General features: G+C 64.0%; 22 protein-coding genes. 8 read left to right on the plus strand and 14 right to left on the minus strand.

Translation table 11 applies throughout. From position 1 onward, the window contains the following. Nucleotides 1-104: 104 nt before the first annotated feature. Nucleotides 105-641: a GntR family transcriptional regulator gene (locus ACILRH_RS00005; protein WP_395690076.1), complete on the plus strand. Its 537-nt coding sequence runs from the start codon at nucleotides 105-107 to the stop codon at nucleotides 639-641. A 26-nt stretch (nucleotides 642-667) separates the two neighbouring features. Here ACILRH_RS00005 and ppsA read toward each other — a convergent pair whose 3' ends face one another. The 11 genes from ppsA to ACILRH_RS00060 all read right to left on the minus strand — a co-directional run bounded on the left by ppsA (nucleotide 668) and on the right by ACILRH_RS00060 (nucleotide 11456). After that, nucleotides 668-3133: a phosphoenolpyruvate synthase gene (gene ppsA / locus ACILRH_RS00010; protein ID WP_395690077.1), complete on the minus strand. Its 2466-nt coding sequence runs from the start codon at nucleotides 3131-3133 to the stop codon at nucleotides 668-670. A gap of 45 nt (nucleotides 3134-3178) precedes the next feature. Further along, nucleotides 3179-3778, minus strand: a complete 600-nt coding sequence (locus ACILRH_RS00015) for a lactate utilization protein C (protein WP_395690078.1) — start codon at nucleotides 3776-3778, stop codon at nucleotides 3179-3181. Continuing rightward, entirely contained in the window at nucleotides 3765-5258 is a 1494-nt protein-coding gene (locus ACILRH_RS00020; RefSeq protein ID WP_395690079.1) for a lactate utilization protein B, read from the minus strand. The genes ACILRH_RS00015 and ACILRH_RS00020 overlap by 14 nt, the downstream gene beginning before the upstream one ends. Beyond that, the gene (locus ACILRH_RS00025) at nucleotides 5255-6007 is read right to left on the minus strand and encodes a (Fe-S)-binding protein (RefSeq protein WP_395690080.1); all 753 of its coding nucleotides are present in this window, start codon (nucleotides 6005-6007) and stop codon (nucleotides 5255-5257) included. The genes ACILRH_RS00020 and ACILRH_RS00025 overlap by 4 nt, the downstream gene beginning before the upstream one ends. A gap of 35 nt (nucleotides 6008-6042) precedes the next feature. Further along, nucleotides 6043-6336, minus strand: coding sequence for a YciI family protein (locus ACILRH_RS00030; protein ID WP_395690081.1), 294 nt, complete (start codon nucleotides 6334-6336; stop codon nucleotides 6043-6045). Then, nucleotides 6336-7229 carry an amidohydrolase family protein gene (locus tag ACILRH_RS00035; protein ID WP_395690082.1) on the minus strand — a complete coding sequence of 298 codons (894 nt, stop codon included), beginning with the start codon at nucleotides 7227-7229 and terminating at the stop codon, nucleotides 6336-6338. The genes ACILRH_RS00030 and ACILRH_RS00035 overlap by 1 nt, the downstream gene beginning before the upstream one ends. Next, nucleotides 7226-8230: a Gfo/Idh/MocA family protein gene (locus ACILRH_RS00040; protein ID WP_395690083.1), complete on the minus strand. Its 1005-nt coding sequence runs from the start codon at nucleotides 8228-8230 to the stop codon at nucleotides 7226-7228. The genes ACILRH_RS00035 and ACILRH_RS00040 overlap by 4 nt, the downstream gene beginning before the upstream one ends. Beyond that, nucleotides 8227-9108: an NAD-binding protein gene (locus tag ACILRH_RS00045; RefSeq protein WP_395690084.1), complete on the minus strand. Its 882-nt coding sequence runs from the start codon at nucleotides 9106-9108 to the stop codon at nucleotides 8227-8229. Before ACILRH_RS00045 ends, ACILRH_RS00040 begins: the two co-directional genes overlap by 4 nt. Next, nucleotides 9101-10273, minus strand: coding sequence for an LLM class flavin-dependent oxidoreductase (locus ACILRH_RS00050; protein WP_395690085.1), 1173 nt, complete (start codon nucleotides 10271-10273; stop codon nucleotides 9101-9103). The genes ACILRH_RS00045 and ACILRH_RS00050 overlap by 8 nt, the downstream gene beginning before the upstream one ends. Next, the gene (locus ACILRH_RS00055) at nucleotides 10266-10829 is read right to left on the minus strand and encodes an NADPH-dependent FMN reductase (protein WP_395691190.1); all 564 of its coding nucleotides are present in this window, start codon (nucleotides 10827-10829) and stop codon (nucleotides 10266-10268) included. Before ACILRH_RS00055 ends, ACILRH_RS00050 begins: the two co-directional genes overlap by 8 nt. A 111-nt stretch (nucleotides 10830-10940) precedes the next feature. Then, entirely contained in the window at nucleotides 10941-11456 is a 516-nt protein-coding gene (locus ACILRH_RS00060; RefSeq protein WP_395690086.1) for a flavin reductase family protein, read from the minus strand. 399 nt (nucleotides 11457-11855) lie between these two features. On the opposite strand from ACILRH_RS00060, the gene ACILRH_RS00065 reads away from it, so the two are divergent. Continuing rightward, complete coding sequence (locus tag ACILRH_RS00065; protein WP_395690087.1) at nucleotides 11856-12470, plus strand: TetR/AcrR family transcriptional regulator; 615 nt, start codon at nucleotides 11856-11858, stop codon at nucleotides 12468-12470. Nucleotides 12471-12648: 178 nt separating this feature from the next. On the opposite strand, the gene ACILRH_RS00070 is transcribed toward ACILRH_RS00065, so the two are convergent. Beyond that, nucleotides 12649-13368 carry an SDR family oxidoreductase gene (locus tag ACILRH_RS00070; RefSeq protein ID WP_395691192.1) on the minus strand — a complete coding sequence of 240 codons (720 nt, stop codon included), beginning with the start codon at nucleotides 13366-13368 and terminating at the stop codon, nucleotides 12649-12651. A 140-nt stretch (nucleotides 13369-13508) separates the two neighbouring features. Between ACILRH_RS00070 and ACILRH_RS00075 the strand changes: the two genes are divergently transcribed. The 6 genes from ACILRH_RS00075 (at nucleotide 13509) to ACILRH_RS00100 (ending at nucleotide 20768) form a co-directional block, all read left to right on the plus strand. Continuing rightward, complete coding sequence (locus ACILRH_RS00075) at nucleotides 13509-14459, plus strand: AraC family transcriptional regulator (protein ID WP_395690088.1); 951 nt, start codon at nucleotides 13509-13511, stop codon at nucleotides 14457-14459. Nucleotides 14460-14545: 86 nt separating this feature from the next. Further along, the gene (locus ACILRH_RS00080; RefSeq protein WP_395690089.1) at nucleotides 14546-15091 is read left to right on the plus strand and encodes a nuclear transport factor 2 family protein; all 546 of its coding nucleotides are present in this window, start codon (nucleotides 14546-14548) and stop codon (nucleotides 15089-15091) included. A 944-nt stretch (nucleotides 15092-16035) separates the two neighbouring features. After that, on the plus strand, nucleotides 16036-17265 hold the full coding sequence (locus ACILRH_RS00085) for an IS256 family transposase (protein WP_395690090.1): 1230 nt from the start codon (nucleotides 16036-16038) through the stop codon (nucleotides 17263-17265). Nucleotides 17266-17723: 458 nt separating this feature from the next. Then, entirely contained in the window at nucleotides 17724-18881 is a 1158-nt protein-coding gene (locus ACILRH_RS00090; protein WP_395690091.1) for an ImmA/IrrE family metallo-endopeptidase, read from the plus strand. Further along, complete coding sequence (locus tag ACILRH_RS00095) at nucleotides 18878-19372, plus strand: DUF4411 family protein (RefSeq protein WP_395690092.1); 495 nt, start codon at nucleotides 18878-18880, stop codon at nucleotides 19370-19372. The genes ACILRH_RS00090 and ACILRH_RS00095 overlap by 4 nt, the downstream gene beginning before the upstream one ends. Before the next feature lie 142 nt (nucleotides 19373-19514). Beyond that, nucleotides 19515-20768 (plus strand): RNA-binding domain-containing protein, encoded by a 1254-nt coding sequence (locus ACILRH_RS00100; RefSeq protein WP_395690093.1) that lies wholly within the window; start codon nucleotides 19515-19517, stop codon nucleotides 20766-20768. 178 nt (nucleotides 20769-20946) lie between these two features. On the opposite strand, the gene ACILRH_RS00105 is transcribed toward ACILRH_RS00100, so the two are convergent. Next, on the minus strand, nucleotides 20947-21918 hold the full coding sequence (locus ACILRH_RS00105; RefSeq protein ID WP_395690094.1) for an FRG domain-containing protein: 972 nt from the start codon (nucleotides 21916-21918) through the stop codon (nucleotides 20947-20949). A gap of 523 nt (nucleotides 21919-22441) precedes the next feature. Beyond that, on the minus strand, nucleotides 22442-22795 hold the full coding sequence (locus ACILRH_RS00110; RefSeq protein WP_395690095.1) for a helix-turn-helix domain-containing protein: 354 nt from the start codon (nucleotides 22793-22795) through the stop codon (nucleotides 22442-22444). Between the last annotated feature and the right edge of the window lie 439 nt (nucleotides 22796-23234).

Raw genomic sequence — 23234 nt, forward strand, 5'->3', positions numbered from 1 at the left:
CTCGTCGCGCTCGTCCGTGCCGGAGCGACCTTCAACAAGGGCGTCCTGGTCGAACGAGACGACGACCAACCGAGCCAGGAATCAGGAGGCGATCAACAAGTCGCGTGACACGCCCATCCACAGGTCTTGACTATTGCTCATCTCGCATCGCCGGAACCAGCCCTGTCGACCTCGACGATCTGTACGGCTCTCGCATCATGGTGGAGTCCTTAGCGATCGCCGTGAGCACCCAGCGAGCCTCGGCTGAGGACTTGGTCAGGCTTCGCGAGCTGCTCGTCGAGATGGACAGGGTCGCGCTGACCCAGGACGTCGCGGCGTGGGAGGTCCCCCATGGTGAGTTCCACGATCTGTTGATCCGGCACGTCGGGGACCGGTTACGACGGACCGCGGCCGACCTTCGAGACCATGGCCGGCGATACCGAGCGCAGCTCCTCACCCTGCCGCTGGCATGGGAGCAGGGTGCGCGGGAGCATACGGACATCGTGGACGCAGTCGCGGCCAGAGACTCCACCCGGGCGGCGGAGCTTCTCGCCCTGCACTATGCGCGGACTGCCCTTACCCTCATCACTCGCCTGGCGCCTCAACATCAAGCGTCGTCGGTCACGACGGCCTTGCAATTTGTGCAGTGTCATCGGCCATGACCTCCGCACGCGAGGGCGGTGGCCGGTCATAGAGGACTCTTGACGTCGCCATCCGCAACGCCGGCCGATGCGAGGGCGAGCCACGTGTCGATGACAGTGTCAGGGTTCAGTGAGATCGAGTCGACCCGTTGCTCGACGAGCCAAGCAGCGAGCTCGGGGTGGTCAGAGGGACCTTGCCCGCAGATCCCGACATACTTGCCTCGTCCCCTACAGGCCCGGATCGCCATCTCGATCATGCGAAGGACCGCAGGATCCCGTTCGTCGAACGCCCGGGCGACGATCTCAGAGTCACGGTCCAGACCCAGGGTCAGCTGAGTCAAGTCATTCGACCCGATCGAGAAACCATCGAAACGATCGAGGAACTGATCAGCAAGCACCGCGTTCGCCGGAAGCTCACACATCATGATGATCTCGAGGCCCCCGTGCCCCCGTCGCAACCCGTGCTCCGCGAGCAATTCGATGACGCCGTCGGCCTCCGCGAGGGTCCGCACGAACGGCACCATGACCTTGACGTTGGTGAGACCCATCTCGTTGCGTACGTACCGGATTGCTTCACATTCCATGACGAAACAGTCGACGAAGTCAGCGGAGAGATAGCGAGAAGCGCCTCGGTAGCCGAGCATCGGATTTTCCTCATGCGGTTCGTACATCGGTCCCCCGACGAGTCGGGCATACTCATTTGTCTTGAAGTCGCTCATCCGGACCACCACTGGATCTGGAGCGAACGCGGCTGCGAGCGTGGCGACCCCCTCGACCACACGCTGCACGAAGAAGTCGCGCGGGGACGGGTAGGCAGCGGTCATCCGCTGAATCCGGGCTCGCAAGGATGCCTCGAGGACCTCTGGATTTGCTTCCATGTCGAGAAGCGCACGTGGGTGGATGCCGATTTGCCGGTTGATGATGAACTCCAGCCGAGCCAGTCCCACACCAGAGTTCGGCAGTCGAGCGAACGTGAACGCTTGGTCCGGATTCCCGACGTTCATCATGATCTGTACCGGAACATCCGGCATCTCATCGAGGGCGACGTGTTGCACATCGAAATCAACGGTGCCATCGAGAACGACACCCAGCTCGCCCTCAGCACAGGAGACAGTTACTTCGTCGCCGTCCTCGAGGTCGCGTGTGGCCGAACCGGTTCCGACCACGGCCGGGATCCCGAGCTCTCTGGCAATGATTGCCGCGTGGCATGTGCGACCACCCCGGTTCGTGACGATGGCCGCAGCTCGCTTCATGATCGGCTCCCAGTCCGGGTCGGTCATGTCGGCGACCAGCACCTCGCCAGCCCGGAAGTCGTGCATGTCTGCTGGCGAGTTGAGGACGCGGACCCGACCTGCACCGATCTTCTGCCCGACGGCACGGCCGACCGCCCGGACCGTCGCCCGTCGACGGTCCGGCTCTGACATTACGAAGCGCTCCAGGGTTGCTGGGCGCCGTGACTGCACTGTCTCAGGCCTGGCCTGCAGAATGTTGATCTCACCCGTCACGCCATCCTTTGCCCACTCAATGTCCATCGGGCGGCCGTAGTGCTGCTCGATCGTCAGTGCCTGCCGCGCCAGCTCGATTACTTCGTCATCGGTGATGCTGAACTGGATCCGGTCGCGAGGCGTGACTTCTGTGAACTCGGTCGTGTGACCGACGCTCGGTTGAATGGCATAGACCATCTTGGTCGCCTTGTCCCCTACCGTCCGCCTCAGGATCGCTGGCCGGCCGTTGTTCACCGCTGGCTTGTAGACATGAAATTCGTCGGGATTGACTGCTCCTTGGACTACGCCCTCCCCCAAGCCGTAGGCGGAGGTGATCAGCACGGTGTCGGTAAATCCCGACTCCGTGTCCACGGTGAACATGACGCCAGCTGAACCGATGTCGGACCGAACCATGTGCTGCACGCCTGCCGACATCGCGACTGATTCGTGCGGGAACTGGTGGTGAGTTCGGTAGGCGATAGCACGATCGTTGTATAGAGATGCAAAGACCTCACGGATCGCAATCAGCACGTCGTCGATCCCTTGGACATTGAGCATGGTCTCCTGTTGTCCAGCGAAGGAGGCGTCCGGAAGGTCTTCCGCTGTTGCAGAGGATCTGACGGCGAAGGTCGGCTCGTCGCTCGGGTGCGCGTCAGATGTGAGTGACTGAAATGCGACGCGGATGGCTGCCTCGACCTCCGATGGGAACGGGTGGTTGGCAATCAGTGAACGAATTTGGCTACCGACCGACGACAGCTGCGCTAGATCGTCGATGTCAAGGTCTCGCAGGAGCTGGGCGATCCGGCCAGCCAATCCGTCCTTCTGGCCCACTCCCATGAACAGATGAAATGCGTTGGTGGTTGTGGCGAAGCCGTCCGGCACCGTGATGCCCAGCCCCGCGAGGTTGGACAGCATCTCTCCGAGGGACGCATTCTTCCCACCGACAACTGGGATGTCCCCGGCGCCCAGGTCGACGAAGTTTCGGACGTACAGGGCTTCTTGCTCAGAGTTCTGATGGGCGTTCGACATGAACGGTCCTCTCGTCACGCGATGGGTGCTGCCGGGCGGGGAGGTTCACGTCTCGACGAGCAAGACATGGAGGGTGCGCGGGCCGTGAACGCCTTCGACACGGTCAAGTTCGATATCGCTGGTGGCGGAGGGTCCGCTGATCCACGTGAGCGGTCGAGCCGGGTCGAGGAGATTCATGGCGTCGAGGACGTCGGTGACGATCTGATCGTCTCGTACTACGCACACGTGGATATCTGGGATCAGTGAGATGGCGCGGCGGCCCTGGCCCGTGCCGTGGTCGAGGACGATGGTTCCGGTCTCGGCGATGCCGACGCGGGCCCCGGTCACGACGGCGTCGAAGCTGTCGAGCTCGACGGGGCTGATCCCGTCGTCCACGGTGGCGCCCGCCACGTCGATGCCGAGGCCGTACGGGAGAATCACCCGAGCCCCATCGGGTATGGCTTCCGCGACGCGGAGAGCGACGTCGGTTGCCGCGCATCGCTCGACGGTGGCGCGGTAGTCCGCCACTCGCTCCGCGAACCTGTCCACCAGGTCCTCGGGGGCGATGGGCGGAGCGCTTTGGGGCGCTGGTGGGATGTCGGCCCTGGGTCCAACCCCGACCAGCGCCCGTCGTACGCGGGCTAGCACCTCTTCACGCGCGGTCATGGCCGCCCGTCCTGGCCTCTGCCACCCGTTCAGTGCGCGTCCACCATGTCCGGAACGACTCATGAGGCGATGGAGGCAGGTCGCGTGAGGCGGTCCACCGGCTGATTCCAGGGAGTGCACCGGCACGCCGGACTACGCGCAGGGCGACGTCGGTGAATCGTGCGGCGAAGCGCAGTCGTCGCGCATCGGACAGAGCAAACACGGCACCCTTCATGGCGACGGTCTCGACGACGTGCCCACGCGCTGGGAGCGCGCCGCGGTGGGCATCCACCACATTGGCACGCTGATCGACCAGGATCGAGGGGATGTCAATACGGACGGGGCAGACCTCGAAGCATGCCCCACACAGCGTGGAGGCGTAGGGCAGAGAGTCGGTCAGCGGGTCTGCGCCGGCCCCTTTGAGCAGCGGATTGAGAACCGCGCCAATCGGCCCGGGATAGACCGACCCGTAGGCGTGCCCGCCGACGCGCTCGTAGACCGGGCACACGTTGAGGCAGGCCGAGCACCGGATGCACCGCAATGCTTGACGCCCAACCTCGTCCGCCAGTGCACGGCTGCGTCCATTGTCCAGCAGCACCACATGTACCTCTTGCGGCCCGTCACCGGGAGTCACGCCGGACCACATCGAGGTGTAAGGGTTCATCCGCTCCCCGGTCGAGGACCTCGGCAACAGCCGCAGCAACGGGTCGAGCCCCGTCCAGGTAGGCACCACCTTCTCGATGCCTACCACCGAGATCAGCACCTGCGGCAGGGTCAGACACATCCGCCCGTTGCCCTCGGACTCGACCACCACCAAGGTCCCCGTCTCGGCGATCGCGAAGTTCGCCCCCGAGATCGCGACCTTTGCGCGCAGGAACTTCTCACGCAGGTGCGCCCGTGCCGCGGCCGCCAGGACGGTCGGCTCATCGGTGAGGTCTGCAGGAGCCGGGCGACCGGCAGCGGCCATCTTCGCCAGGAAGATCTCACGGATCTCGGCGCGGTTGCGATGGATCGCTGGGACCAGGATGTGAGAGGGCAGGTCATCACCCAGCTGAACGATGAGCTCCGCCAGATCGGTCTCCCACGCAGCGATCCCCTCAGCGGCCAGCGCTTCGTTCAAACCGATCTCGGCGGTAGCCATCGACTTGACCTTCACGACCTCCTCAGCGCCGTGACGTTTGACGACCGACGCGACGATCGCATTTGCCTCGGCCGCATCGTTGGCCCAGTGCACCGTCGCGCCGTTTGCCGTCAGTGTCTCCTCCAGCCGCTCCAAGTGCGTTGCGAGATCGAGTAGCGCCGACTCCTTCACCCCCGCACCAGCCAGCCGCAGCGCCTCCCATTCCTCGACCTCGGCCACCACTCGCGCCCGCTTGGCGCGAATCGTGCCGGTGGCGTGCGCCAAGTTGTGCCGCAGCTGGGAATCCGCAAGCGCATCGCGAGCCGCAACAGGGAACGGGCCGCTGGGGAACTTCGGCATCCCGACGAACGTGCCGCTCATCGCTGGCTCCTCCACGGCACATCCTCGGTGGACGCCAGCACCTCAGCCAGATGCACCGTGCGCACCCCGGATCGCTGACGCGACAACAGGCCACCGACATGAGTCAGGCAGGAGCTGTCGCCCGCGACGAGGACCTCCGCACCTGTCGCGCGCACGTGACGGGCCTTGTCCGAGCCCATCGCTACCGACGTGTCGGGGTTCTTGACCGCGAACGTTCCCCCAAAGCCACAACACTGCTCGGCTTCGGGAAGCTCCCTCAACGTCAGTCCCCGCGCTGCCTGCAGCAGCCGCCGCGGCCGGTCCCCCACACCCAGCATGCGCAACGAGTGGCAGGTCGGGTGGTACGTCACCTCATGGGGGAAGTACGCCCCGACGTCAGTGACGCCGAGCACGTCGACCAGGAACTCCGACAGCTCGTAGACCTTGCAGGACGTGTCCGTCACCGCCGTCACCAGGTCCGCATCACCGGCCCGTCGTGCGACGAGCGCGTGCTGGTGCCGGGCACATCCCGCACACGAGCCCGACGGTGTGACGACGGCGTCATAGCCGGCGAACGCGCCAACGAAGTTCCGCACCAACGGCATCGCTTCGTCGAGGTATCCGGTGTTCACCATCGGCTGTCCACAGCACGTCTGCTGCTGCGGGAACTCGACGTCGACACCGAGCCGGCGCAACAGCACCACGACCGCGCGCCCCACATCTGGAAATAGGGCATCGTTGATGCAGGTGACCATGAGCGCGACCCGCATCTCCGAGCCAGACCTCGTCTTCCTGTGGTCAGCCACTATGGCGCGCTGGGGCCGAATCCGCCGAAAGGCTTCAGCGGGATGACCTGCACGACGCTCACCATGCCAGCCTGGATCATGGGGAGAGTTGCCAAGACCGCACGGGCTTGGTTCTCGTCCTCAGCCTCGAGGAGAAGGATTCCGCCGGGCACGTCGCCTCGGTGCCATACCTGGCGGAGGACGTTGTCGGCATAGATCTCTCGAACGCGGGCAACCTCATCGGGCACGCGCGCGGCGATCGCGTCTGCCTCGAAGGCGTCGACGTTTCGCTCGTTGATGGCAAGGAACTGCATCAGAACTCCTCGTTGATTCGGTAGGTCGAGTCGGCGGTGGTGCCCAAGATGGCGGCGCGCTCGTCGAGCGAGTAGCCGGCGATCGACTGCGTGAAGACGTCGATCAGCGTCGCGTAGTCGGTCCAGATCTTCTCGATCGGGAAGTTGCTCCCGAACATGCAGCGGGTTGGACCGAACTCCTCGATGGTCTGCTCGATGACGGGCTTCCAGTCGGGGACTGTGCAGCGTCGGACGAAGGTGCCTAGTCCCGACAGCTTGACGAGCAGATTGGGTCTGCGCGCAGCTTCATGGAGGGCGGACCGCCACGTCGTCCACCCGTCCTCGCTGCGATCCTCGAGCATGCCCGCGTGAAGCAAGACGAAGGTCAGGTCCGGTCGTTCGTCGATGATCCGCAGCATGTCCGGCATCTGCTGAGGGAAGACCTGAACTTCGAACAACAGGTCGCGTTTCGCCAGCTGACCTAGACCTCGGCGCCATCGGGGATCGAGCATCTGCGTTGGTGACGCGGCGAATCGGTAGGCAGGTGTGGGGTGCCAGTGAAGCTGTTGCCTGATTCCTCGGACGCCCCCCAGAGCCTGGATCTGGTCCAGTTCCGCATCCAGGGTCGGCGATCTGAGGTCAGCCTGGGCGACGACGGCTTGAATGAGGCCTTGGGTGCGGCCGGCCGCACGCACCGCCTCCACCTCCCAAGCTGCCTGCTCCGGCGGGAGATTGATCTGCACGTAGACGGATTTGGTGACGCCGTTCGGGGCGACGTCGGTGTTGTACTCGTCGATCGAATAGTCGCGGCGAATGCTTTGGTACTCACCGAAGATCTTCGGAGCCATCGGGCCGTTGAGCCAGGGGGTCATCTGTTTCCACCAGATGTGGTGGTGCGCGTCGGTGATGTTCACGGACTGACCTCCAGGTCGGGCGAGATCCGAATGGCGCCGCCGGTTTCGATCGACCGCACTGCTGCTTCGAGCGAGGCAGTGGTGTGAAGCATTGACGTGGTGGTGACCGGGAATGACGAGCCGGTCGCCAGGCCCTCCGCGAACCGCTGCAGGAGCTCGCCTGCGCGAAGGTCTCCGGGAAAGGTCGTCCACGACGTGGGGGAACCCGACTCGGAGACTCTCAGCACCCCGAAGCCCAGGACCTCAGCCCATCCTTTCGTTCCGTAGACGGCAATACGGAAGTAGTCAGGAACGCCTCGCACGCTTGAGAGCGAGCCCGTGACCCGGGAACTCAGTTGTAGGTCGATGCGAAGGGTGTCGACGACGCCAGGAAGATCGGGATGGGTTAGGAGCTGTGCGCGTACCGACTCTGGCGGACCGACCAGGCTCACGACGGCGTCGAGTACATGGAGTGCCGGTCCCGTGAGCGCTCCTCCGGGAGCCTCTCGCGGATCGTTTCTCCATGATCCGCTCAAGCCACCCGACATGTTGTCGTTCGAGTAGTTCGCCTCCACGTGCAGGACCCGCCCCAGAGTCCCATCGCGTACCAGGCGGGTCAGCGCCTCGACGGAGGGCAAGAATCGTTTATCGGTACCGATGCCCAGAGTCACTCCAGCGCGGTTGCACGCTTCTATGGCAGCCCGAGCGGCATTGACGGTGAGGGCAAGTGGCTTCTCCGTGTAGACGGCTACGCCACGCTCGGCGCAGGTCGTGACCTGTGAGGCATGCATCGAATGCGGCGTTGCCAGGACGACGGCTTCGACTTCACCCCGGTCGAGTAGGTCATCGAGGGTGGCGAAGTGTGAGAGACCGGCGATCGTTGCGACCTCTTTGTCCGCAGCTGAAGGTCCCGCTGCGGCGGTGAACTTGTAGGTGTCTGGATGATCCAGAGCTGACTTGAGGAGGACTTGCCCCCACCAACCCAGGCCAACGAGGCCGAGTTTGGTCGGACCAAAGGTCATGCCGGCCGCCCCTCCAGGCTGAGGAGCACGGCACTGCTGTCGTCGTCGGCAAAACCGTCGGCAACAGCATCTTCGAGGAGCGCCCCTACTGCCCGGGTGACTGGGAGAACCTGCCCTGCATTGTCAGCGAACGTCAGCATCGCCTGGACGTCCTTCAAGCTCTGGGCCAGACGAGATTCAGGACCGAAGTCTCGGGAGACGAACTTGGGTCCCTTGGAGATCGCTACGGAGGAGGCCGCCGTCGACGATGCCACCAGGGACAGGAAGGTGGCCGCGCGGATTCCCCCCAGCGATGCGAAGCGGAAGCCCTCCGCAAGAACGGCGCGGTTTCCTTCGACCACGAGGTTCAAGGCCAGCTTGGCAACAGAAGCAGGCTGAGAGCCGACGTTGAGCGATCGGCCAATCGCTTCTTCGATCACGGCGAGGTAGGGCTCTAAGGCCTCGCTCGACTCCACGTCATAGATGACCAGTGCATCGCCGGCCTGGATCTGACCACTGGTCCCGCTCACAGGGATGACGCCCAGGCGCAGACCCGCACGGCGCATGGCGTTAGCCTGCTGCTCCTCAGCCGGCGTCAGCGTGGTCATGAGTCCGAGGACCACGTGTGGGACGAACTGGCTTCGGCTGAGGTGGGCCAAGAGGTCCAGTGCTTGGGAGCCGGTCCGGACGCAAATGAGGACCAGGTCGCTCTCAGAGAGGAGATCGTCGATGTCGCCGGCCAGCGCAGTTCCGTCTTCAACCGCCAGCGATCGTCGCTCGTCTGAGTTCTCAAAGGTCGTGACGTCTATCCCCGCCTGAGCCGTCAGTCGGCTGGCAACTGCACGGCCGACTAGACCGTAGCCGACGATCCCTACGTTGATGACGGCGCGATCAGGCATCAGCCGGGGAGTAGGGCTGCCGAAGGTTCGCCTGCTCCAACATGGGAAGGACTATCCGGTTGAAGCGGTCCATGCCGTCCAAGTAGTCCACCCAGTGCAGAGCAACTCCGTCGATGCCCGCATCCGAGAGAGCCTGAAGCTTGGCGGCAATGTCGTCGGCTGTGCCGACCAGGCCTAATCCGCCGTAACCGGCCTTGAGGTGAACCTTGAAGGCGTTCCACGCATCCTCGCTCATGATCTCCGAGTTGACTCCTAGGAAGTGAGCAGCAGCATCACCAGCAACGTCGTTGCCGTATTCGACTGCGATCCGATTCAGATAGGCCTCAGCTTCTGCACGGGTGTCTCGCTGGATGACATAGGCATGGGTCCAGACCTGCACTTCGCGACCGTACGAGGCGGCACGGTCGCGATAGCTCTGGACGAGGGCGGCAGCCTTACCCATGTCGTTGTGATCGGAGAGGACGACGTAGCCGATATCGGCGTTCTGGGCAATGAAGTCCTGGCCCTTGCCCGACCCGCCTGCGTTGATAACGGCCGGGTGCGGCGTTTGGAGAGGCTTTGGTAGGGAGTACGCGCCCTGCACCCGGTGGTAGGAGCCCTCATAATCGAACTCCTCGTCCTCGGTCCAGGCCCTCTTGATGATGTCGAACCACTCCTGGGCATAGTCGTAGCGGTCGTCGTGAGCGAGGAACGGTGCGCCGTACATCTCGAGCTCGGGGTGGAACCACCCAGTGACGATGTTGAGGCAGTAGCGGCCGCCGCTGATGTGGTCGATCGTGGCCGCCTGCTTTGCAGCAAACAGCGGATGGGTGGTCTGAACATGCGAGGTCGTCGTCAGAGTGATCTGCTTGGTCACACTCGCAAGGCCCGCTGCCCAGGTGTAGGTCTCGAAGTTCCGGCCATTGAAGTCGGTGGCGCCGCCAAGCCCCTTCCAGCGCGCCACTGGCACGAGGATTTCGTAGCCAGCATTGTCGGCGGTCTGAGCAATCGCTTTGGTGGCATCCCACGTCAGGTGCAACCGCTCAGGCACGGTCGTCATAGCACAGCCGCTGTCGCAGTTGATGCCGAACAGGCCTAGCTTGAGCTTGTTGCTGCCGAACACGGCGTTTGTACGGCGGCGGTCTGCCTTCTCGTACGAGGCCGGCGAGCGATTGTCCTCAGTCATTGTTGTGCCTTTCTTTGCTAAGCCGCAGCGCCAGGCTGCCGCTTGGGGATGTCGTGAGCCGACGTGACAGCTGGGCGACGTACGCAGCGGTCGCGTCGTCCACATCGTCTTGGCGGATCGCGAGCGCCGGCAGGACTAACGCAGCCCCGAGTTCTCCGAGTGTGGTGTGAAGTGATCCGAGCACTACGTCGCGGTGGTGATCCGCTTGGTAGACCGCGAGCGGCAGCACCATTGCGTTCTCGAGAGCGCTACGGGGTAGTTCGTCGAGGAGGCACTTGAGGATGCCGGTGTAGGACCCCCGATAGGTCGGCGAGCCGATGACGACACAGTCGGAGACCGAAATGGTTTCGATGGCCCAGGTCATGGCCGGGTCGCTCGGGTCGAGCACGGCCTGACCCAGCACCGCGCAATCGACCATGCTCGTCGCGCACTGAATTCCTAGAGCCACGAGAGTCGGTTTCAACGCGGTGATGACAGCATCCACCGCACGCGAGGTCGTCGACCCGAGCCGCGGGCTGCCGCTGACGCCGCAGATGGCGACAGATCCGCCAGTCACTGGGCGCGCCAGGGAACGATTGTTGCGTCCCAGCGACGCTCGCAAGCACGGCGGCGCATCCCCGTGGCCATACTTATGAACCAGCGTCGCGTCGACTTCTGTCGACCTACCTCATTCACCGCCAGCGACCTGCCAACCACTGTGGGTTCCGAAGGTCTGCTGGTGGTAGATCAATGGGGGCGCCGGCCGGAGGTCGCCGTTGAGTACCCGACCTAACACGACGATGTGGTCACCGGCTTCGATCGTGTGCTCCACGCTGCAGGCGACCCAGGACATCGCGTCAGTCAGCCTGGGAAGGCCGCCGTCTTCACTCCACGCAACTCCCTCGAACTTGTTCAGACCTTTGCGCGCAAAGCTCAACGCAAGGTCGCTTTGTGCTTCCTGGAGCAGATTGACCCCAAACGCCTGAGTAGCGTTGACGATCTTGAGGAGGTCTGACGAGCGGTCCAGCATCACAGCGATCAAGGGGGGCTCCAGTGACACAGAGCAGAATGCGCTGACGGTGGTGCCGTGCGGGGTTCCGTCGTCGGTGGTTGCGGTGACCACCGTGACCGGCGCTGGAACAGCGCCCATCAGGGCCCGGAATTGACCCGGTGCGATGCCTTCGGGACGACTGATCACGGTCACGTCCTCACACCTTCCTTGAGCTGGACCCCGGTCAAGACGTAGTTACTGCTTCGACACCTCGCGCTGCCGGCTAACGAAGATCGCCTGGCAGCATCCGACGCATGTCGACCCGCAGACTGATGAGCCGCGGGACTGCGCGGTGCGCGGCAACCGGGTCGGGAGTCAACTTCGGACGCAGTCACCGTTGTGAGGAACATGCCGCTCGATACCCTTCTAGTAACGAGACTAGTGGTCTCGATTCGAACTGTATACAGTTCTGCGAAACGGCGTCAAGGCACTCGACCGTTCAGGCTGCACCCGGGAGCGGCTGGCCGCGCCGCAGGAGCCTGCGACACAAGCTGTACGCAGATCGGACACCGGACACGGCGCGAGGAGGCGTTGATCTCTATGATCAGCTCGATGTCACCCGGACAATCCGAGAAGTCAGCTGCAGGTCGCAAGCGCGACGCAGACGCCCACGATCGCCTCCTCAGTGCCGCATTTGACCTCACCAGTGCACGTTCGTCGACGAACGTGTCTGTCAACGAGATCGCACGTGAGGCCAGGGTAGGCAAACAGACGATCTATCGATGGTGGCCCTCCAAGTCAGAGCTCATCCTCGACGCTCTGCTTCAACGGACGCTGGAGCAGACGCCGTTTCCGCATACCTCGGATGCGAGGTCTGACTTTGCAAAGCACCTAGCCGAGATCATCGACATGTTCAACTCGCCGGCTGGGGCCGTCATCAAGGAACTCGTAGCCGGCGCCCAGAATGAACCGGGTCTGACCGAGCAGTTCGTTCGACGATTCTGGACGCCACGGCGCTCGCTCAGCCGCGAGCGGCTAGAGCAGGCCATCGCAGACCGGCAGGTGAGGTCGGACCTCGACCCGGAGACTGTGCTGGATGCCATGTACGGGGTTCTCTGGACTCGTCTCGTCCTTGGCCACCTTCCACTACGGCGCGAAGATGTGGACGACCTGGTCACCGTCGTGTGGAAGGGGATCGGGGGGCCGGAGCCGGATCCGGTCGGATAACTTCAGGACTCGGGGTCGGCGCATCGCAAATCCGCTCCGCTCTGACCCTGCAGTGAACGAGACGGGCCCCTTCAGAGCCGGACGACACCGAACTGAAGGGGCCTCGCCTTTAGCTCGTCGCAGATCGTCGACCGAGTCCCACCGACGCGAGCCGAGAGCTCGGGAAGATCGGCCGAGGTCAGCCAGCGAGCAATCGCTCGAGCGCGACGGGATCCGACAGGTACACCGCGCCTGCACCGGCCGAAGCGTCGTCAGGGAACACGAGGCTTTCTCCGTCGTTGAGCGCTGCGATGATGCGAGACGCGACCACTGCAGGCGCTGCCTTGTCGGCGTCGACTCCCGCCAGCATGTCCGTGTCGATACCGCCGGGATAGGCGCCTAGGACCTCGATTCCCCTAGTCGCGACTGCCGCCCGAAGCGCCTGAGTCATCGAGTGGGCAGCAGCCTTCGATGCGCAATAGCCGGCCATAGGAGCCACCGGCGCAAGGGCGATCAGGGTGAGAACGTTCGCAATTGCGCCGGGACCGTTCCGCTCGAGCAATGGAACGAACGCGCGGCACATGTTGAGCGTGCCGAAGTAGTTCGTAGCCATGTCGCGCTGAAAGCCCTCCACATCACCGGTCAGGACGTCTCCGAATGCAAGCACGCCGGCGTTGTTGACGAGGACTGTCACGTCGGGCGCCGCCTGCACGGCTGCCGCAACACTTTCCGGATCGACGACATCGAGGTCGAGCGCCACCACTCGAGAGTCCGCTCGGGCAACCTCGGCGAGGGTACGTGCGTCCCTGGCGGTGGCATACAACTTCAGAACCCCGGCGGCCAGCAACTCCTGGACTAGGTGCGCCCCCAGCCCCCGGTTCGCGCCAGTGACGAGGGCGGTCTGTCCTTGCAGTTTCATCACTTTCCAATCGAGCGAAGAATCGATGACGTCATGACGCTAGGCACCACGCTCCATCATTTCCATGCGCAAAATTGGCATTCCTTTGTCTCAGATAGTCGATGTAACCGCAGAACTGACGATTTCAGTACAGTCTGGGCATGGACCCTCTGACGGATGTTCTGACGATGGCATCGGTGAGAGGTTCGATCGCGGCCAGCCTTGCGGCCGGCGAACCGTGGGGCCTCGAGCTTCCACTCGTGCCGCGAGCCGCCTTCCACGCAGTCACGGCGGGAACGATGTGGCTGCGAGTGGCGGACGGGCCGACGATTCACCTGCAACCCGGAGACCTCGTCCTCTTGCCACGGGGCACCGCACATACGATCGCGAGCGGCGCCAGCTCTCCGACCGAGCTCTTCGACCACGCCTCCGCCGAGGAAGCGCTCAACGCGGGGTTGGAGTTGCGGGCCGGGGCGGGACCAACGACCACGCGCGTGCTGTGCGCCTCCTACCAACACGACGGTCCGCAGCGACTATCGCCATTCGCTCTACTTCCAGAGGTGCTTCACGTGCCGGGCGCGGTCGCCACCTCGAGCCTGTCCGCGACCGTCCGGATGCTCGGAGATGAGATGGCGATGCCGGCCGCCGGTAGACGTGTCGTCTTGGATAGGACGGTGGACATCCTGCTGATCCATCTGCTTCGAGCTCATCTGAGCAATGTCGACCCCGCGAAGGAGCCTCCTTCCTGGTTTCGAGGCCTTCGGGACGCCACGACCTCGGCAGCTCTAACCGAGCTCCATAGGGATCCGAGCCATGGGTGGACGACTGCTGAGCTGTCGCGTCGTGTCGGTGTGTCGTCGGCGACCCTTGCCCGGCGCTTCAAGTCCGAGGTCGGCCAGACGCCAGCGGGGTACTTGGCTGGATGGCGCATGACCGTGGCCGCGCAGCGACTTCGGTCGGAGAGATGTTCAGTGGGGGCGGTGGCGCGATCTGTCGGTTATACCTCGGAGTTCGCCTTCAACCGCGCCTTCTCGCGAGCCTATGGCGTTCCTCCCGGCCGCTATCGAACGGCGCAGACGACTGATTCCGATGGATCGATTCGGTCCGAATGAGCAAAGATCTGCACAAATCTGGCATTCCCGGCTTCAGAGCGGCCCTCTAGCGTCGTTTCGCCGACGTCACAGAAGAGGATCGCGCCGTGGACACTGAAGACCGATGCTCAGATCGCTTCGAGATCAGCGAGATGCTGCACAGGTACGCCGAGGCCGTTGACACGATCGGCTCGGCTCCGAGCGAGCCCCAAGCGAACGATCCGGCCGTTCAGCGTGCGACTGAGCTGTTCAACGAATGCATGACGCCGACAGCGCAGGTCACCCTGTACTTCGACGGCCCGGATAGCGAGGCGACGCATGCGCCTTCCGAGGGGCCCCTGGCATTTGCCCGGTGGGTTCGAGCGTACTTTCATCAGTACGGCTACGTCGGCACCTACCATCTCGTGGGCAATATCAGGCCGCGTTTCGTCGATCGTGACGCGGCCATCGTCACTAGTTACATCAACTCGACTCACTGGCTGGCGGACGGGCGCATGCTCCTCGCTCCGATCGAGTACACCGACTCAGCCCAGCGTTCCCGCGATGGCAATTGGAGGATCACGACTCGCAAGTTGATCGTGCTGCGTTGGTGGGTCACGGACGGATACTTCGCGGCACCTGGCGACCCCACACTGTCGCGGCCTGCGGGATGAGTTCGAGTACTTGGCATTGAGCCTTGCATCCTCCGCGGACGAGCAGCACAGCCCCAAGAGATGCCCGAAGATCGATTGCGTGTCGGGAGCAAGCGCGATCCTCTGCGGAGGCTGACTAGCCCCGGGGGGGTAGGTGGTACGGCCCGGACGTCGGGCGGACAACCTCCAGTCAAGCCGCAACCTCGCGGGACAGCGTCAGTGCCGAACGCCTACGCCGCACCTACGGCGAGTAACCACCCGTCACTAGGCCGGACGCTAGGAAGCCGTCGGGTAGGTCTGCCGGTGTGGCGTGCGTCGCTTACTCGCCGGTCACCGCGGAGGAAGCCTCTAGTGTTCGGGCGCTGCCGGTGGGCGTTCGACTCCACATCCTTCGCCCACCGGCAGAGCCAACCAGTCAGGCCGGTCTCGTTACCGGTCACTCGTCTGCCACCCACACGGGACATCAACCGAAGACGTGACGCATGGCCAGCCAGCCCGACCTCACGGGCGACGTCTCCGCCCCGCAGAGCGGTCCACGAGACCGTACGCGCGCTTCAAACTCCCACGGAAATGCGGAATTCGGGGAGCCGCCGCGCGGGCACCAGCGAGCGGCAACGTGCTGGCGCCGGCTCGCGACCGGCCGAACGCGGCAGTGGGCCGGTCGTCAAGCGTCGTGTGCCCGCACTCATCGATGTGACCGCATTTGCAGGCTGGCCCCACCCCGGCTCGAGACCGCGGCTGAAGAGTCGTTTGCGACAGCTTGGCAAGGACGGCATGCCCTTAGTGGGCGACTTTCAAGGCGTTCCCACCTTAACCCGTCGGGCGCATCGGCAGACAAGGTCGAAGGTGAGCGTCCCGTGGTGTGGTGGGGTTTGGGGTGGATCGGCGGGGCTCCGGGAGTAGAGGGGCCATCGGCGAGATCTTCGGTGTGAACGGCCAAGCACACATCGAAGAGGAGTCCACCGATGGCCCTACCCCAGTCTGCCCTGTCTGAGTTGCTCGAGGCGTTCCGTGCCGGTGATGGCGTGGATCTGATCCGTGACTCGGTCCGCGTCGCGTTGCAGGAGATGATCGAGCTCGAAGCCACCGAGCGGATCGGCGCCGCACCGTATGAGCGCACCCCGGAGCGTGCCGCCGAGCGCAACGGGCACCGTCCCCGGCTGCTCACGACGAAGGCCGGTGATGTCGAGCTGAGGATCCCCAAGCTCCGCAAGGGCTCGTTCTTCCCGGTCATCCTCGAACCCCGCCGCCGCATCGACCAGGCGCTGTACGCGGTGGTGATGGAGGCCTACGTCCACGGCGTCAGCACTCGCTCGGTCGATGATCTGGTCGAGGCGATGGGCGCCGATGCCGGGATCTCCAAGTCCGAGGTCTCCCGGATCTGCGCCGCGCTCGACGAGCAGGTTGGTGCGTTCCGCACCCGGACCCTGGAGCACACCGAGTTCCCCTACGTCTACCTCGACGCGACCTACCTCAACGTCCGCAACGCCACCGGCCAGGTGACCTCGATGGCCGTGGTCGTGGCGACCGGGATCGCCGCGGACGGCTCCCGGGAGGTCCTCGGCGTCGACGTCGGCGACAGCGAGGACGAGACGTTCTGGCGCGGCTTCCTCACCGCTCTGAAGCAGCGCGGCCTGCACGGGGTGCGACTGGTCATCAGCGATCAGCACGCCGGCCTCGTCAAGGCATTGAAGCGGTCCTTCCAGGGCGCCGGGCACCAGCGCTGCCGGGTGCACTTCGCCCGCAACCTCCTCGCCCACGTCCCCAAGTCGCACGGCGACATGGTCGCCGCGGTGTTCCGCACGATCTTCGCCCAACCCGACGCCGCCGCGGTCAGTGCGACCTGGGACGAGGTCCGCGACCAGCTCGCCAAGAGCTTCCCCAAGATCGGACCGCTGATGGACGACGCGAAGGCCGAGGTCACCGCCTTCACCGCGTTCCCGCGGGCGCACTGGCAGAAGATCTGGTCGACCAACCCCCTCGAGCGGGTCAACAAGGAGATCAAGCGCCGCTCACGGGTGGTCGGGATCTTCCCCAACCCCGCCGCCGTGATCCGGCTCGTCGGGGCTGTCCTGGCCGACATGCACGACGAGTGGCAAGCCGGCGATCGCCGCTATCTCTCCGAAGGATCCATGGCGCTGCTCTACCCCGACAGCGATACTGGACCCATCGCCGCGATCGACAGCGGCGAGTAGGCACCGAGGATCACCTCAAAGCCCACCACTCAGCGGGGCGCCGCCAGGTCGAAGGGTTTGTAGGTCCGAGGGAGTGGCTAGACCCTTCTGCGATCCATTCACAGCTGGCCAGACTTCTATCCCCGCGGGAGGTAGCAATCCGTTAGCAGCAGCGCGTAGGGGGCCGCCTGGCAAGCGCCAAGATCTCGCGTGACCTTCCGATTGCTACAAAGGCGGTCGACTGGCCGCACCACACCCCGGACCCATCCACCCCATGCCGCCCACTATGACGCTCATACAGGAGGCGCCAGACGAACGGGACCCGACTCGAGCGAGCACTCGCGTCCACTCCCGGCGTCCGCATTCGGTGTCTCGAGCGCGGTGTCGAGAAGGGTCGGGGGGTTGCGTTCAGCAACGCCCGAGCTTGGGGGATGGCGCAGCTAAGATCCTTTCGTCTGTTCACAGAGAGGGAGAGCGCGGTGGTTGCGACCGTCCATGTCCCCATCTCTCCCGCCGTGCTTGATTGGCTGGTTGACCGCTCCGGCAAGGACCCCGCCGAGTTCAGCAACAGGTACGCTCGGTGGGGCGCTTGGCTAAGCGGCGAGGCCGCACCAACGATGCGCCAAGCCCAGCAGCTTGCCCGAACCGCTGGTGTCCCATTTGGCTACTTGCTGCTCGAACGGCCTCCCGCGCTTGAACTGCCGGTGCCGGACTTCCGGGAGGGGCACGCAGGTGATCTTCAAGACCCGTCTTCTGACCTGTTAGCAGTTGTCCACCAGAGCATCCGGCGGCAGGACTGGTACCGCGACTACGCAAAGGACACCGGCCTTCGTGAGGTTGATGTGGTCGGCTCCGCCCGGGACCTCACGCCTGACCGGGCTGCCGCCGATATGCGGCAGCAACTCGAATTCGAAGTCAGTGACAGACGAGGAACCTGGAACGACGTTCGCAAGCACCTGCTGCGAGCCTTTGAGGGTCTCGGTGGTCTAACCGTCGCCACCAGCATGGTGGAGAACAACACCCATCGGCTGCTGGATCCCGACGAATTTCGCGGATTCTGCCTCGTCGACGAGGTCGCCCCGTTGGTGTTCGTCAACACTAATCAGACACTTAACGGACAGATTTTCACGCTCGGACACGAGTTCGCACACGTCTGGCTTGGGCGCAGCGGCATCAGCCTTGAGGACCCAAAGTGGGAGCCTCAAGGGGAGATCGAGCGCTGGTGCAATGCTGTCGCGTCCGAATTCCTCGTGCCCGGATCCGACATCGTCACGCAAGCGAGTCGGGTCGCAGACCGTCCGCTGCCGGAGCAGCTCGACGCGCTCGCTTCGCGCTACCGCTGCGGCACTCTCGTCGTGCTCCAAGCGCTGCGCCGTCATGACCTGCGGAGGTTCCGCGACTTCGACGTCACCTACGACCAGGAGGTGAAGCGGCTCCGCGAGTTGGCTGATGAACGCACAAGCGGAGGTGGTGACTTCTACGCCAACCAGCCGTTCCGCATCGGCGAGAGGTTTTCTCGGGCCATCGTTAGCGACGCCCTAAGTGGACGGACTCCGCTCAGCGACGCGATCCGTCTCACGTCCCTACGATCCCTGAGCAGCTTTGATGCCTACGCGACCCGGATGGGCATCGCATGACCTACCTCTTCGACAGCAACACCTTTATGGAGGCAGCCCGCCTTTACTACCACCCTGAGGTGGCGCCGGGCTTCTGGGCATGGCTGATTGGAGACCCCATGCGCGATCGCATCGCCTCGGTGCCGGCCGTTCAAGAGGAGATCGCCAACGGCGAAGGCGAACTCGTGGACTGGGCCAGGAACACGGTGCCCGACTGCTTCTGGCGACCAGTTACGCCAGACACCCTGCGTGCAGCCGCAGAACTGTCGACCTGGGCCACAGACCCGGCACGCGCGTACAAGCAGGCAGCCATCGATGAGTTTCTCGACAGCTGCGACTACTGGCTCATCGCCGAGGCTCACGCAGCCGGCCTCACCGTTGTGACACGTGAAGTCTCTGCACCAGAAAGCCGCAGCAGGATCAAGATCCCCGATGTGTGCCGAGCATTCGGCATCGACTGCGCCCAGCCCTTCCCCGTCTATCAGCGGCTCGGCCTCAGGCTTCAGCAGTAGAGCGTCTCGAAGGCAAGCGTCGAAACTGCGCCTCGGTCGGACTGACGTCGCTCTAAGCACGGTGTCTTGTCCTGCGCCGACCACGGCCTACCGGAATCGCCTGGGTCCAGTACCCAAGATCACACGCGGCTACGGTTCCTCCATGTACTTCACGGCCCTTCACCAGGCTCTGGGACGCGATCGCTCACACATCACCGACGAGTTGGTGGACGAGGCAGTAGATGCAGGGGTCGCCGAGTCGGACCATCTGGACTGGAAGTCAGCGCTCCCTCCCGAGAAGGAGTTGAAGAACAGCGACTTTCCGAAGGACGTCGCCGCAATGGCAAACTCGGGGGGCGGTGTCATCGTGTATGGCGTCGAGGAGCAGCAGCGGGTTGCGACTGAGCGTGTCGACGCCGGCGACTTCGGCGAGAACTATGAGCGGACGTTGCGAAAGGTCGCCTCGAGCAGCATCCAGCCGCCTGTCCTCGGGCTCGGAGTCCACCAAGTCGGAGACCCCATGTGTCGTGCGCTCGTTGTTGTCGTGCCGCTAAGCGTGGATGGACCGCACCTGATTTGGAAGAACGACGCGTTTCTAGCTCCCTACCGCAACCACGCCGACACCGAATGGATGGGCGAGCGACAACTGGAGGCGGCGTACCGCGCCCGATTCGACGAACGACGGACGGCCGAACACGCGCTTGTCAATCTGTACGACGAGATCTCCGCCGGGCCGGCGTCGTCGGACAGGGCTTGGATGTACGGCGTCGCACGACCGCGTTTGACGGCCACCTACGAACGGATGGGGCGCGGCGAAGCTCGAAAGATCCTGCAGAACGCGCGACAGCACGCCCCGGCGCATTGCGCCACCGGCGGCGTACACCCTCTTGAGAGTATGGACCTCCACAACCCCCGTCCGGGACTTCGGCGCTGGGTCGCACCGAGCGACGTTGCGCATGATTCCGCCGAGGTCTGGAAGTCGGCATGGGCGACCGTGCACGACGACGGCTCCATAAGTCTTGCTTCCGCGATGGGTGCGACGCGGGGCGTCAATTCAAGTGATCCAGCGTGGCAGGTGCTGTCGCGGAGGCTTGAGTACTCCATCGGCGACTTCATGGCCTTGTTGCGCCAGGCGAGCACTCACTTCGGAGGGGGCGACTACGACGTGCGTGTTGGGATCGAGTGGGCCGGTGCGCTTCTGCAACCCCTAGTGATCGCTGCGACTGACTCCTCCGGCTATCCCACGACGGATCGCTCGATTCCGCTGTACCGATACTCGCCGGTCGTGACGACGGTCCGCACTGATGTCGACTTTGACGGATTTCAAGAACAGGTCTGGACGCTTGCCCAGGATGTCGTGAATCAGGGTGGCGTCGAGGACCTGGTAGCGATTCACCCTCCAGCCACAAGCGAGTGAGGGACGGTCTTCGCTCGGTCACTGATACCCCTAACTCCCGCGAGGCGGTTGACCCAGTCGGCCGCGAAATCGCTGCAACGGCAGTCGGTAGTGGTGGGCGCCGACTTGCGCCGACTAGTGCCGAGCCCGAGACGCCACGACAACTCGGCCGACTACGGCGCAGCCGTGCAACGGGAAGCTAGTAGCCAGGTCCCATCGCCACAACCCGTCCCAACGTGGGTGAGATGTTGTACTCGGCGCTGGCGCGAAGCAACTTGCGATAGCCGACGTCGACCGTGGCTGGGGGGAACAGGCCGTAATCGCTGAGGAGGAGGCTATCGCCAAGCCATTCGAGTGCTTGGCGAAGCCGAATCTTGATTGGAACCACGGTCAGGTTTGACGCGTCGTCGTCGAACGGATGCACGAGCAAACCATGCTGTGCGTGCGGACGCAGGTAGAAGGATGGGACTGCGCGTCTCAGATCTACGACGGTGCCCGCGGCCGCGGACCGAAAGAGGCCGGGCTGAACTTCTGGCGCCGCGTCCATAAGCAGTACGACCAAGAGGTACGCGAAGCGGTCCTCTTCGGCCTCTGCTTCGGGCACCCTTCGCACAACATGCTGGAACGTCTCCTCGACTGTCACGAAGCGATGGCACGCGAACCAGAGGGCTACCCAGAGGTTGTCGACGACATCCAGCCAGCGCGTCCGGATTCCGTAGTGCTGAAGAAGCGGTTCAACGGCGTAACGAGGGGTTCCTGAGGCGATCAGCTGCACTTCGCTTCGTCGTGGTTGAGCCACCTTCTCCGGGCACATCGCTGCGCGATGATGCCTGTGATCGCAGGTCCAAGTTGCGGATCGTGCCACGAGCGATCCAATGATCCGGGCTCGGTTCTTGCGGTTCATATTCGGAGACCTGGGGTCCGGACGAAACAAGCTCGGGCTGAGCCTTGGGTACAACGACGTCTGCCCGCGTAGCAAAACGTTGCCAATCGAGTACTTGTACTTGAGATATCCGACGAGCTGAATGAGTGCTGGAAGAGATTCGACGACTGCATACCTGAGGTCATGCACAAGTCCGTCTAGATCCTGCCGCGCGACCTTCGGTGCGACGTCACGGTTCTCAACCAATGCGAACTCGTCGTCAGGCAATTGCTTCGGCACGTCCAGCACGACGCCATCTTATGAGCCATGCGGCGCACTCCGAATCTCCATACCACGGGACTCTGGCACGCGACCGAACCAACGCTTCATCGGAGATAGCCGCCTTCTTGGGAAGCCTTCGCCGGCCGTACCAGGCGCTCGACTCCACGAGCGAAACGGGTTCGACTCCCTAGCAACTGGCTCAGGGCCGAGGCGTCCCTTCGCCGCGACAGCGGCCAGTGTCCTGCCGCGCAATGGTCCGCGACCAAATCACTCTGCGCCCTCGCAACGCTGATCGAACAGACTCCACCCGCGGCGGGCGAGCCGGAAACACGCGCTGAAGGACTCAGCGATCTCCCACAGATCTCCGCCAGAGGTGTACTCAGCCATGCGGTTGGGATATCCGGCAACTCGTCCCGCGGGCCTGGCCCGCGTCGACGAGCGGGTGAACATAGGCCAAGGGAGCCCGTGAGCGTCACCGCTATGCGTCCGCCACATGCCTTTGATGGAATCCCGCTGGAGCGTGTCTTGGAAGACCACCTCGGCTGCTGTGTCAACGATGTCCGTCTCCGTTGGAGCCTGGGACGCCGTCAGATCCGACGAAGCTGACCAAAGTCGGCGGAAGCAGCCAACCCTTCTCGACCAGTTCGTCCAGGGCCGCGTCCACCGTGCGAACCGACTTCCCAATGTCCGCGGCCAGAGTTGCGCGCTTGGGAACGCCACTGTTTCGATGGCTGCCTCGCTTGGAGAGCGCGAGGTACATCACGACAGCGCGATCGGAGACTGCTGACGTGGGATCTCCCGTCACGCCGCTCTTCGGGCCGCCCAACCAGAGCGCATGGGGGATCTGCTCGAAATTCCTCCGTTCGACCTCGATGGAGTCCCCCGCGTCGTCAGATCCACTCACGGGTGCACTGGGCCAACCCCCGGGTGGATCAGGGACAGGTGCGAGATGTCCTCGCCGTCCTTGGCTCGTCATGACTGTTCTCCTTCCACCAGCGAGGCACCTCCCCACCGGCGCAGATCGGTATACCTCTCCAGGTACTTCAACGTCGCGGGCTGAACCGCTCCGGACCTCCGCGAGGCAGAAGAGCCACCGACGACGACGTCCGACACCGAAAACTGCTTTTCGGAGGCTCACCGTTTCAACCCCAGTCGCCCTCCACCCGAGCGCGCAGTCTGGGCGGACTCCGGGGCACGGGCGAGCACCCCGAAGGTCGAGAGCGACACGGAGACGGCCAGTCAGCGGGCAACCTGGCCACGCTGGCAACGCACACGCGCGCGAAAGGCGACCACAGAAAACACAGGATCGTCCGTCGGGTCGCCTCTGGCCTGCTTCGCTCGAC

Origin of the sequence: Nocardioides sp., assembly GCF_044226765.1 — a bacterium.
In the GTDB taxonomy this organism is placed as follows: domain Bacteria; phylum Actinomycetota; class Actinomycetes; order Propionibacteriales; family Nocardioidaceae; genus Nocardioides.

Coding starts and splice junctions, on each gene's coding strand:
- ppsA (WP_395690077.1), bottom strand. CDS start 3,133: ATGTCGAACGCCCATCAGAACTCTGAGCAAGAAGCCCTGTACGTCCGA.
- ACILRH_RS00045 (WP_395690084.1), bottom strand. CDS start 9,108: ATGCCTGATCGCGCCGTCATCAACGTAGGGATCGTCGGCTACGGTCTA.
- ACILRH_RS00040 (WP_395690083.1), bottom strand. CDS start 8,230: ATGACCTTTGGTCCGACCAAACTCGGCCTCGTTGGCCTGGGTTGGTGG.
- ACILRH_RS00025 (WP_395690080.1), bottom strand. CDS start 6,007: ATGCGGGTCGCGCTCATGGTCACCTGCATCAACGATGCCCTATTTCCA.
- ACILRH_RS00100 (WP_395690093.1), top strand. CDS start 19,515: ATGTACTTCACGGCCCTTCACCAGGCTCTGGGACGCGATCGCTCACAC.
- ACILRH_RS00050 (WP_395690085.1), bottom strand. CDS start 10,273: ATGACTGAGGACAATCGCTCGCCGGCCTCGTACGAGAAGGCAGACCGC.
- ACILRH_RS00065 (WP_395690087.1), top strand. CDS start 11,856: ATGTCACCCGGACAATCCGAGAAGTCAGCTGCAGGTCGCAAGCGCGAC.
- ACILRH_RS00070 (WP_395691192.1), bottom strand. CDS start 13,368: ATGAAACTGCAAGGACAGACCGCCCTCGTCACTGGCGCGAACCGGGGG.
- ACILRH_RS00075 (WP_395690088.1), top strand. CDS start 13,509: ATGGACCCTCTGACGGATGTTCTGACGATGGCATCGGTGAGAGGTTCG.
- ACILRH_RS00085 (WP_395690090.1), top strand. CDS start 16,036: ATGGCCCTACCCCAGTCTGCCCTGTCTGAGTTGCTCGAGGCGTTCCGT.
- ACILRH_RS00095 (WP_395690092.1), top strand. CDS start 18,878: ATGACCTACCTCTTCGACAGCAACACCTTTATGGAGGCAGCCCGCCTT.
- ACILRH_RS00030 (WP_395690081.1), bottom strand. CDS start 6,336: ATGCAGTTCCTTGCCATCAACGAGCGAAACGTCGACGCCTTCGAGGCA.
- ACILRH_RS00015 (WP_395690078.1), bottom strand. CDS start 3,778: ATGACCGCGCGTGAAGAGGTGCTAGCCCGCGTACGACGGGCGCTGGTC.
- ACILRH_RS00020 (WP_395690079.1), bottom strand. CDS start 5,258: ATGAGCGGCACGTTCGTCGGGATGCCGAAGTTCCCCAGCGGCCCGTTC.